The 9,868-nt window shown below is 64.2% G+C and carries 10 protein-coding genes; 1 reads left to right on the plus strand and 9 read right to left on the minus strand.

Annotated elements, in window-relative coordinates; all coding sequences use genetic code 11:
* Nucleotides 1-69: 69 nt before the first annotated feature.
* The 9 genes from ACCD07_RS31690 to ACCD07_RS31730 all read right to left on the minus strand — a co-directional run bounded on the left by ACCD07_RS31690 (nucleotide 70) and on the right by ACCD07_RS31730 (nucleotide 8,578).
* The gene (locus ACCD07_RS31690; protein ID WP_176655833.1) at nucleotides 70-1,215 is read right to left on the minus strand and encodes a D-alanyl-D-alanine carboxypeptidase family protein; all 1,146 of its coding nucleotides are present in this window, start codon (nucleotides 1,213-1,215) and stop codon (nucleotides 70-72) included.
* Between the two features lie 48 nt (nucleotides 1,216-1,263).
* Nucleotides 1,264-1,929: an alpha/beta hydrolase gene (locus tag ACCD07_RS31695; protein ID WP_353405400.1), complete on the minus strand. Its 666-nt coding sequence runs from the start codon at nucleotides 1,927-1,929 to the stop codon at nucleotides 1,264-1,266.
* A 7-nt stretch (nucleotides 1,930-1,936) separates the two neighbouring features.
* Complete coding sequence (locus ACCD07_RS31700) at nucleotides 1,937-2,254, minus strand: (2Fe-2S) ferredoxin domain-containing protein (RefSeq protein ID WP_176655831.1); 318 nt, start codon at nucleotides 2,252-2,254, stop codon at nucleotides 1,937-1,939.
* Between the two features lie 61 nt (nucleotides 2,255-2,315).
* Entirely contained in the window at nucleotides 2,316-3,443 is a 1,128-nt protein-coding gene (locus ACCD07_RS31705) for a VanZ family protein (protein WP_176655911.1), read from the minus strand.
* Between the two features lie 75 nt (nucleotides 3,444-3,518).
* A complete protein-coding gene (locus tag ACCD07_RS31710) occupies nucleotides 3,519-4,118 on the minus strand; it encodes an ABC-type transport auxiliary lipoprotein family protein (RefSeq protein ID WP_413449631.1) in 600 nt (199 codons plus the stop codon).
* 11 nt (nucleotides 4,119-4,129) lie between these two features.
* The gene (locus tag ACCD07_RS31715; protein WP_413449632.1) at nucleotides 4,130-5,068 is read right to left on the minus strand and encodes an MlaD family protein; all 939 of its coding nucleotides are present in this window, start codon (nucleotides 5,066-5,068) and stop codon (nucleotides 4,130-4,132) included.
* Complete coding sequence (locus tag ACCD07_RS31720) at nucleotides 5,068-5,925, minus strand: ABC transporter ATP-binding protein (protein ID WP_413449633.1); 858 nt, start codon at nucleotides 5,923-5,925, stop codon at nucleotides 5,068-5,070. Before ACCD07_RS31720 ends, ACCD07_RS31715 begins: the two co-directional genes overlap by 1 nt.
* Nucleotides 5,925-7,052, minus strand: a complete 1,128-nt coding sequence (locus ACCD07_RS31725; protein WP_413449634.1) for an MlaE family ABC transporter permease — start codon at nucleotides 7,050-7,052, stop codon at nucleotides 5,925-5,927. The genes ACCD07_RS31720 and ACCD07_RS31725 overlap by 1 nt, the downstream gene beginning before the upstream one ends.
* Before the next feature lie 53 nt (nucleotides 7,053-7,105).
* A complete protein-coding gene (locus tag ACCD07_RS31730) occupies nucleotides 7,106-8,578 on the minus strand; it encodes a DUF4080 domain-containing protein (protein WP_413449635.1) in 1,473 nt (490 codons plus the stop codon).
* Between the two features lie 146 nt (nucleotides 8,579-8,724).
* On the opposite strand from ACCD07_RS31730, the gene ACCD07_RS31735 reads away from it, so the two are divergent.
* Nucleotides 8,725-9,663, plus strand: a complete 939-nt coding sequence (locus ACCD07_RS31735) for a phytanoyl-CoA dioxygenase family protein (protein WP_413449636.1) — start codon at nucleotides 8,725-8,727, stop codon at nucleotides 9,661-9,663.
* Nucleotides 9,664-9,868 lie beyond the last annotated feature (205 nt).

A 9,868-nucleotide genomic window follows, 5' to 3' on the forward strand; every position in this document is an offset into this window, starting at 1 on the left:
CGGCAATCTGCCACGCGTGGCAGATTGCCGGAACTGACCCCGGGGTTTTCAGTCTAATCATACGGCCAGTTATTTCAGCCAGAGGCGGATCGAATCCCACGCGCGGCCGAAGATCGAGGCCTGGTCCACCGTCTCCAGCGCCACCACCGGCAGTTCCAGCAGCGGCTTGCCGTCCACCATCATCTTCAGCGAACCGACGCGGCTGTTCTCGGCCAGCGGCGCGACCAGCGGGTCCTTGCGTTCCAGCAGCGGCTTCATCTTGGCGGCCACGCCCTTCGGCACCGTCACCAGCACGTCGTTGGCAAAGCCGATCTTGACCGAACCCTTCGATCCTTTCCAGATTTCCGGCGTGGCGATCGCCTGGCCCTTCGAGTACAGCTTGACCGTGTCGAAGTTCTGGAAGCCCCAGTTCAGCAGTTTCTGGCTTTCCTGCGTGCGCGACTGGTCGGAGGTGGTGCCCAGCACCACCGAAATCAGGCGGCGCTCGCCGGCGCCGTTCGGACGGTGCGCCGAGGCGATCATGCAAAAGCCGGCCGCTTCCGTGTGGCCGGTCTTCATGCCGTCGACGGTCGGATCCAGCCACAGCAGGCGGTTGCGGTTGGGCTGGGTGATCTTGTTGTAGGTGAAGCTCTTGACCGAGTCGATCTTGTAGAACTCCGGGTAGTCCAGGATCACGCGCTTGGCCAGCACCGACAGGTCTTGCGCAGTGGAATAGTTTTCCGGGCTGGGCAGGCCGTGCGGGTTGGCGAAGTGGGTGTTGGTCAGGCCCATGCGCTGGGCTTCCTTGTTCATCATCGCCACGAAGGCGGCCTCGTCGCCGGCGACGGCTTCGGCCAGCGCGACGGCGGCGTCGTTACCCGACTGCACCATCAGGCCGTACAGCAGGTCGTTGACGCTGACCGGCGTGGCCGGGTCGATGAACATCTTCGAGCTGCTCGAGTCGACCTTCCACGCCTTGGTGGAGACGTTGACCATCTGCTTGAGGTCGACCTTCTTGTCGCGCAGCGCGCCGAACACGACGTAGGCCGTCATGACCTTGGTCAGCGAGGCCGGCTCGATGCGGGCGTTGGGGTCTTGCGAGGCGATGATCTGGCCGCTGGTGGCGTCCAGCAGCAGCCAGGACTTGGCGGCGATGGTCGGCGCCGGCAGGGTTTGCGCCACGGCGGCGGTCATCAACATCACACTGGTGGCCAGTGCCGCGATAATTTTTTTCATGGGGTACTTTGTTCGGTGAAAAGTTGAAAGCGTAGGGATTATAGATGCTTAGTCCGCCGTTGCGGTGTCCGTTTCAGTCTCGGCAACGTCGGTGGTGCGGTGCCACAGCTGCGTGACCCAGCTCTTGATGTGCTGCAGCTTGCGGTGGAAGAAGTGGTCCGCGCCCGGGATCACGATCACCGGAACGTCCTGCGGCCGCAGCCAGTCCAGCACGTCGACCAGCGGGATGGTGTCGTCGTTCTCGCCGTGGATCAGGATGGTGTCGGCCGGGATGGCGGCCATTTCCCATTTCTTCGCGGCGGCGCCGACCAGCACCAGGCGCTCGGCCGGCGTGCCGGCGGCGGCCAGGCGCTGCGCCAGCTGCGACTGCACGAAGGTGCCGAAGGAGAAGCCCGACAGCGCCACCGGCAGGCCGGGATATTTCGCCGTCATCCACGCGTGCAGCAGGCCCATGTCGTCGGTCTCGCCGTGGCCGTGGTCATGCACGCCCTCCGAGGCGCCGACGCCGCGGAAGTTGATGCGCGCCACCACGTAGCCGAGGTTGACGAAGGTGCGCATCAGCGTGACGGCGACCTTGTTGTCCATCGTGCCGCCGTACAGCGGATGCGGATGGGCCACCAGCGCGATGCCGCGCGGCGTGTCCTTGGGGAAATCGATGATGCCTTCCATCTGGCCGGCGCCGCCGGCGAGGGTAAATTTTTCGTTCTTGTTCATGGGTTTTTCAGATTTTGAGACGATCGACGACCTTGCCCTGCACCAGGTGGCTATCGATGATTTCATCGATGTCGCTGGTGTCGACATAGGTGTACCAGGTGCCTTCCGGATAGACCACCAGCACCGGGCCTTCTTCGCAGCGGTCCAGGCAGCCGGCCTGGTTGATGCGGACCTGGCCGTGGCCGTTCAGGCCGAGTTCCTTGCAGCGTTTCTTGGCATGCTTCTGCGCGGTTTCGGCGCCGTGGTGGCCGCAGGCGTCGCGGCCGTCGTCGCGGTTGTTCAGGCAGAAGAAGACGTGGTGTTTGAAGTAGGGAGTGTCGCTCATCGCTGTTTCTCGGGGATGGTTGTAGCCGCTATGATACCCGCTCTGCCCGCGCCAGGCTTAGTTACGGCTTATTGAGCTTGTGCGAGGGCAGCCACAGGAACCAGACCGCGAAGAACGGCCACAGCAGGGTCAGGAACTGCGCCGCGCCGTTGAAGTTGAGGAACTTGCCCTGCACCCATGTTTGCAAAGTGGCCACGAAATACGGGTTGGCCGGCGTGGTGTTGACGATCACCAGGCTCAGCAGCAGGGTGGTCACCGCCAGCCGCCGCTGCGCCACATGGGGCGCGAACGCCAGGCCGGCCAGCATGATGGCGCCGATCAGGAAGCCGCCCTCGGCGCCCGGCGTGACCCAGACGAAGGCGTTTTCCGGCGAGAACAGCAGCGCCGTCGCCAGCGCCTTGACCACCACGGCCGCGCCTATCATGGCGGTCACCAGCAGCCCGCGCGGGGCCGGCTTGCGCAGCAGGCACAGCAGGGTAAGCGCGGCGCCGACCATGCCGCAGGCGGTGATGATGGTTTCGGACAGCCAGTATTGTTCCACCGTCAGCACGGTGTCCGGACGGATGTAGCTGGCCAGGTCGATCTCGGTGTCGAGCAGCTGCGACATCCAGTCCGACAGGATGGGCAGCAGCTGGCCGAGGCCGAACAAAAAGCTTTGCGGATACATCTGCGCCAGCGGCCACAGCGCCAGCAGCACCAGGCCCTGGCTGGCATGCGGCGCGAACCAGGCCTGGCGCAGGCGCTGCAGCTGGCTCCGGTCCAGCAGGCGCCGCACCGTCAGCACGCCGATCACGGCGCCCAGCGCGCAGCCGGCGGCGTTGGTGTAGAAGTCCAGGTTGGAGGAGACGCGGCTGGGCAGGTAGGTTTGCACGCTCTCCATCACGCCGGAGATCAGCACGCCGCAGACGCTGGCCATCAGCAGGGCGACGACGCCCTTGAAGCGCGGATACAGCGAGTAGACGATCAGCGTGCCGAGCGGGATGTAGCCGATGACGTTGGTGATGGCGTCGAACTTGGTCCAGTAGCGCGGCATGCTGGTCGTCTCGAGGAAGATCAGCGGCGACAAGCCCTGGTTGTGCCAGCCGGAGAACGGGAACCAGCTGGCGTAGACGATCAGCAGCACGTAGGCCAGCAGCGCCGCGCGCGTGAACGGCGACGGCTTGCTGGCCGGCGCCGCTGTTTCGGCCATCGCGGCTTCCGCTGCGGGTGGCGTTGCCGGCTCGCTGCCGGGTGGACTCTCGGTCATGCCTCGATACCCCGGTGTCTATTGCTGCGGCAGCGTTGCCAGCCACGCCAGCACGTCGGCCGCCACCGCGTCGGAGGCATCGGCCAGCGCGCGGGCGCCGCCGGCGGCGTCCGCGCTCGGCGCCGGCACGCTGCGGGCGAAGGTTTTCTGGTCCACCAGCTTGTGGCTGCGGAACACCGAGGCACGCAGGTTGACCACGCCGGCGCTGCTGGTGGCGCTGTCGAAGTTCTGCGCGAAGTCGTTCAGCTCCATGCGCAGCACGGTCGGACTGGCGGCGGCGTCGGTGGTCGACAGCACCTTGACGCCGGCCTGCGCGATGCGCGCCTTCATGCGCTGGGTCAGCAGCTGCAGCGGCGTGGCGGTCCACTGGTTGTAGGCGTAGGGGCGCGACTGGCGCGCGTCCGCATACAGCAGGCGGTATTGCATGCGCTCCGTGTCCAGCGCTGCGGGGCCGGCGACGTCGGCCACGATGATGGCGCCGATGCCGGCTGCCGGCGCGTCGGCCTGGGGCAGCGGACCCAGGTCGTATTGCGCGGTCGACTGGCCCTTGCTGGCGCAGGCGCCCAGCAACACGGCGATGGCGGCGACGGCGGCGAAATTGCGGAGAGTGGCGGTCATCTCGGTAATCCTTATTTGGACGAGGCGGAAAAACCTTCTTCGCCGGGACCCGGCGGCGTGCCGGGTGCGCCGAAGATCAGGCTTTGCGGACGGTCGTTAATCTTGTTCATGGTCTTGCGCAGCGCGCGCATCGAGGCCTTGGTGTCGTCGGACAGCGAATTCACCTGCGGCAGCGTATCGAGCTCGATGCCGCCGGCCACCGCTTCGACCGAGCCGCCGATGCGGTCGGCGGTGGTGGCGATGCGGGCGATCGGTCCGTCCGGCGCCTGCAGGGTTTTCACCAGGCGGTCGGCGTCGCCGGCCAGCGCGTTGAAGGAATTCAGCGTGTTGTGGGCCTGGTCGGCCAATGCCGGCAGCCTGGCGATGGTCGGCTCCAGTTTGGCCGGCAGTTCGCGGTAGGCGTTGGCGGTGGCGCTGACGTCGGCAAAGGCGCCGAGGATGGTCTTCTGGTTTTCAGGGCTGAGCAGGTTGTTCAGCTTGCGCGTCACTTCCTCCGATTGCGTCAGGATTTCCTTGCCGCGCTTTTCCAGCTGGTCGAAGAAGCCCGGCCGCAGCGGGATGCGGGCCGGGTTGTCGCTGTTGGTGGCCAGCAGCGGCGAGCCGACCTTGTCGTCGTCGAGCTGGATGAAGGCGATGCCGGTCACGCCCTGGTAGCCCAGCGTGGCAAAGGTGGTCCTGGTGATCGGCGCGTCGGTGTTGATGTTCAGCGTGACGAGGATCTGGCCGGCGGTCTTGGGATCGAAGGCGATGCTGCCGACCTTGCCCACTTCGAGGCCGCGGTAGCGCACCGGCGCCTGCGGATTCAGGCCCGGCACCGATTGCGTGGTGGCGATCACGTACGGCGCGCGTTCGATGCGGTCGCGGTTGAACCAGAGGCCGAACAGGATCGCCGCGATCAGCAGCGTGATCGTGAAGAAGCCGGTGGTGAGTGCGTGGGATCTGTTTTCCATCAGTGCTCCGATTGGGTGGTGTCGGCTTTTTCGTCGAGCGCTTCGAGCGCGCGGCGGCCCCGGTCACCGAGGAAGAACTCCTTGATGAACGGATGATCGACTTTCAGCAGGTCGCGCAAGGGGCCCAGCGCGATCACATGTTTTTCGGCCAGCACGGCGATGCGGGTCGACAGCGCGAACAGCGTATCGAGATCGTGGGTGACCATCACCACCGTCAGCCCCAGTTCGCGGTGCAGCGACTTGATCAGCGTGACGAAGGCTTCCGACAAATCGGGATCGAGGCCGGCGGTCGGTTCGTCGAGGAACAGCAGCTTGGGCTCCAACGCCAGCGCACGCGCCAGCGCCACGCGCTTGACCATGCCGCCGGACAGGTCGGACGGCATCTTGTTGGCGTGCTCGGGGCCGAGGCCGACCATGTTCATCTTCAGCAGCACGGCGTCGCGGATCAGGTCTTCCGGCAGCGCGTGCAGCTCTTGCATCGGCTGGGCGATGTTCTCGAACACGGTCAGCGCCGAATACAGCGCGCCCTGCTGGAACAGCATGCCCCAGTGATTGCGCAGCTGCTGCAGCTGGTCGGAGCCGACTTCGCTGATGTCTTCGCCGAACACGCGAACGCAGCCGCGCGCCGGCGTCTCGAGTCCCAGCATCTGGCGCAGCAGCGTGGTCTTGCCGGTGCCGGAGCCGCCGACGATGGACATGATCTCGCCCTGCTCGATCTCCAGGTTCAAATCCTGGTGCACCACGGTGCGGCCGTACTTGGTCCACAGGCCGGTGATCTCGACCACCGGCACGCTGCCGTCCAGCGTGAGTTCACCTGTGCCGTTGGCTTTTTCGGGGACGAGCGCCTGGTTCGCCATCAGAACCCCACGCCGTTGAACAGCACCGCGAACACGGCGTCGGCCAGGATGACGACGGTGATCGCGGTGACCACCGAGGTGGTGGTGCCGCGACCGAGGCTTTCCGTGTTCGGTTTGATGCGCAGGCCGAAGTGGCAGGACACCAGCGCGATCAGCATGCCGAACACCGTGCCCTTGCCCAGGCCGATCATGTAGTTCGCCAGCGGCACCGCGTCCGGCAGCTTGAGGATGAAGTACTGCGGCGACAGGTTCAGTTCGATCTTGGCCGACACCATGCCGCCGATCAGCGCCATCGTGTCGGTCCAGATCACCAGCAGCGGCATGGAAATCGCCAGCGCCATCACCTTCGGCAGGATCAGGCGGAAGCCGTGCGAGATGCCCATCACCAGCATCGCGTCGAGTTCCTCGGTCACGCGCATCACGCCCAGCTGCGCGGTGATGGAGGAGCCGGAGCGGCCGGCCACCAGGATCGCCGCCAGCAGCGGCCCCAGTTCGCGGATGATGCTCATGCCGAGCAGGTTGACCAGGTAAATGTCGCCGCCGAAGGCGCGCAGCTGCTGCGCCGACAGATACGACAGCACCACGCCGATCAGGAAGCCGACCAGCGCCGTGATGCCCAGCGCCTGGAAGCCGGCGTGGAAGATGTTGGCGGAGATTTCCCGCCACGGCCCGCGCATCGGCGCGCGCAGGAAGCGCCAGGAGTCCTGCGTGACCTGGCCGATCAGCCGGATGAAGGCGCCCAGGTGCTCGAAGAACAGCAGCATCGCGAAGCCGAGCTTCATCACCCAGGTCAGGCGCTGGGCGCGGGCGCGCGGCAGTTCCAGTTTGCCGGCGGTTTCCAGACGGTTGAAGAATTCTTCGAGCCCCGGCGCCAGCTGCAGTTCGGCGGGACGGGTTTTGCCCCAGGCGTTCCAGAACAACTGGGCGCCGATGTGGTCCATGGCGTCGACCGCGGACAGGTCCCACGTCACGTTGCCGTCCTTGAACGATTTGAGCGTCGCGGTGATGGTGGCCATCGCCTTGCCCTGCGCCAGCGCGTGGACTTGCCAAGTGCCGCCCGCGGCGACCGAAGGCCCCTTGGCAGCACCGGGATTGAGAGTGAGTGTAGGCTCTTTGGCAATAGGCATACTGTCAGTTTAAGGGAGTTTGGCCCTTACCGCTACCAATGAGTGCGCGCACTTCAGGCGGCCAGTCTCCGGGCCTGCCGCTTGGGCGCCGGCGTTTCGGCGGCTTTGGGCTTGGCGCCTGCGTAATCGCTGGCCAGCAGCGTGTCGGCGGCGTCCTTGTCCATGCCCTGGGTTTGCAGGTATTTGGACACCAGGCCCACCAGCCGGTCCAGCGCGATGCGGTGGGTGGCGTCGGTATTCGCGTACAGCCAGTCTGAAAACGCCATGAAGCGGCCGAAGGCGTCGTCGCCCAGCAGCACCGGCAGCGTGTGGCCGAAGCGGCCGGAGTTGGCCACCAGGTCCCAATACCGGGCAAAACGCACCAGGCGCTGCATGGTCGGGAAGTCGATGTCGCGGTTGGCGAGGATGGTATATGGCGCGTACGGCTCGAACACCAGGCCGAATTCCTGCGTGTGGCGGATGATCGGCGTGCCGCGCAGGCGCTTCAGGATGCCGAACTGGATCTCGTGCGGATCGAGCGCCCACAGCTTGTTGAAGCCCTGGGCGAAGCTGTCGACCGTCTCGCCGGGCAGGCCGGCGATCAGGTCCACGTGCATGTGGGCGCTGGAGTGGTCGGTCAGCCAGCGGATGTTGTCGGCGGCCTTCTGGTTGTCCTGCTTGCGGCTGACCAGCGTCTGCACTTCGGGATTGAAGCTCTGGATGCCGATCTCGAACTGCAGCGCGCCGGGCGGGAACTTGCTGATGCCTTCTTTCAGTGCGTCGGGCAGGTGGTCGGGCACCAGCTCGAAGTGGGCATAGACCGGATCGTCCGGATTGGCTTCCAGCTTATCGAGGAAGAACTGCATGATCTTCAGACTGGTCTTGATATTCAGGTTGAAGGTGCGGTCGACGAACTTGAACAGCCGCGCGCCGCGCGCATGCAGCGACTCCATCTCCGCCAGGAAGTTATCCAGGGCGAAGGGCCAGGCCGTCTTGTCCAGTGCCGACAGGCAGAACTCGCACTTGAACGGGCAGCCGCGCGAGGCTTCCACGTAAATGGTGCGGTTCTTGATGTCGTCGTCGGTGTAGAGCGAGTAGGGCAGCTTGATCTCCGCCATCGGCGGTTGCACGCCGGCGTGGATCTTCATCAGCGGCTTGGGGCCGTTGAGGATTTCGCCGCACAGCTTGGGGAAGGTCACGTCGCCCCAGCCGGTAATCAGGTAATCGGACAGCTTGACGATTTCCTGTTCGTTCGACTCGTAGGACACTTCCGGTCCGCCCAGCACCACCATCACCTGCGGTGCCACGCGCTTGAGCATGGCAACGACCTTGGTGGTTTCCTCCACGTTCCAGATATAGATGCCGAAACCGACGATCCTGGGCGCATGGGCCAGGATGCGTTCGACGATTTCCGTGGTTTTTGCCCCGATGACGAATTCCTGCAGGCGGGTTTGAGCCTGCAATTCCCCCATGTTCGCTAACAAATAGCGCAGGCCCAGCGAAGCGTGGGTGTAGCGGGCGTTGAGGGTGGTGAGCAGGATGGTCATGATGCGGGGAAATTAGCGTGCAAAGGAAGCATTTTATTCCTAATAAAGTTCACTCACATGTTTAGCTTGCGTCAAAGCGGCTTTTCCGCCGGATTGTTACCTTCTCAGGACCGTGCGATCCCGACAACCTCCCTGGTGATAATTCGATGGAATATGCGCAACTGACGCCGGGCCGCAGGTTTGCCCCGCTCCATAGTTTGTTGTACTACAGTCAACGTGTTGTGACCCGCCCTTCATTGCGGCGGCTGGTCGTTCGCGCGCTCAGCAGTGCGTTGCGCTGGCGCGAGGGCTCGGGCGAGGGCTTGTATGCAGGCACGGCCGAGGAGGAGGCCGCCTTGCTGCAACTGACGCACAGCGGCTACGCGCCGCTGGGCAATTTGCTTGATCCCGCGCAGTGCAACGACATACAAGCCCATCTGAGTAACAAGCTGCTGATCGACCGCGACCGGGTACGCGATGCGTTCACGCTGCAGCAGGTGCCGGCCAGTTTGCGCGTGGCGGACTATCAATTGCGCGACATTGTCACTTGCCCGCATATTCTGGCGCTGGCCAACAGTCCTGCGCTGCTGGGGCTGGCGGCGCGCTATCTTGATTGCAAACCGACCATCTCCGCGCTGGGCTTGCGCTGGTCGTTCCCGGCCGAGGGCGATAGCAGCGCGCTGCAGGCATTTCACCGCGACTCGGAAGATTGGCGTTATTTGAAGGTGCTGGTCTACCTGACAGACGTCGATGAGGAGTCCGGTCCTCATGTCTATTTGCATGGCAGTCACCTGGCGCGCGCGCCGATGCGGCTACGTTATTACAGCGATGCGGAAATCTCCAACGACTATGCGCCCACGATGCTGCTGACCGCCACCGGTACCCGCGGCTTTTGCTTTGCCGTCGATACGGCGGGTATTCACAAAGGTACCGCCCCTTCCAACCACCCCCGCCTGATGCTGCAAATCCAGTATTCGCTACTACCCAGCTACGCCTACCGCTACGCTCCCGAAGACTATCCTGGTCCGCTGGTTTTGGACCGCTACGTCAATCGCCTGATCATCAAGCAAAAAAGCCTTGCGGATACCGACAGGCCTTTGCTATAGTTCGCCCCCTCGCAGAACAACGCATGTAAATGCAGAGTGAAACGAGAATGTAGAAGGGGTTGACGGAACGATCTAAACGCTTCATACTCTTCCTTCTTCGCTGACGGACACAACGCTTCGCAGCAAACGCAGTACCGAACAAGTTCTTTAAAAATTAACAGTCGATAAGTGTGGACGTTTGATGGAAGTGCACACGAAACCTTCG

The sequence above is a fragment of the Duganella sp. Dugasp56 genome, from assembly GCF_047304105.1.
Lineage (GTDB): Bacteria > Pseudomonadota > Gammaproteobacteria > Burkholderiales > Burkholderiaceae_D > Rugamonas > Rugamonas hordei.

What these genes read in the sequence shown, in the direction of transcription:
- ACCD07_RS31690 (WP_176655833.1), bottom strand. Translation starts at nt 1,215, where the DNA reads ATGAAAAAAATTATCGCGGCACTGGCCACCAGTGTGATGTTGATGACC.
- ACCD07_RS31695 (WP_353405400.1), bottom strand. Translation starts at nt 1,929, where the DNA reads ATGAACAAGAACGAAAAATTTACCCTCGCCGGCGGCGCCGGCCAGATG.
- ACCD07_RS31700 (WP_176655831.1), bottom strand. Translation starts at nt 2,254, where the DNA reads ATGAGCGACACTCCCTACTTCAAACACCACGTCTTCTTCTGCCTGAAC.
- ACCD07_RS31705 (WP_176655911.1), bottom strand. Translation starts at nt 3,443, where the DNA reads ATGGCCGAAACAGCGGCGCCGGCCAGCAAGCCGTCGCCGTTCACGCGC.
- ACCD07_RS31710 (WP_413449631.1), bottom strand. Translation starts at nt 4,118, where the DNA reads ATGACCGCCACTCTCCGCAATTTCGCCGCCGTCGCCGCCATCGCCGTG.
- ACCD07_RS31715 (WP_413449632.1), bottom strand. Translation starts at nt 5,068, where the DNA reads ATGGAAAACAGATCCCACGCACTCACCACCGGCTTCTTCACGATCACG.
- ACCD07_RS31720 (WP_413449633.1), bottom strand. Translation starts at nt 5,925, where the DNA reads ATGGCGAACCAGGCGCTCGTCCCCGAAAAAGCCAACGGCACAGGTGAA.
- ACCD07_RS31725 (WP_413449634.1), bottom strand. Translation starts at nt 7,052, where the DNA reads ATGCCTATTGCCAAAGAGCCTACACTCACTCTCAATCCCGGTGCTGCC.
- ACCD07_RS31730 (WP_413449635.1), bottom strand. Translation starts at nt 8,578, where the DNA reads ATGACCATCCTGCTCACCACCCTCAACGCCCGCTACACCCACGCTTCG.
- ACCD07_RS31735 (WP_413449636.1), top strand. Translation starts at nt 8,725, where the DNA reads ATGGAATATGCGCAACTGACGCCGGGCCGCAGGTTTGCCCCGCTCCAT.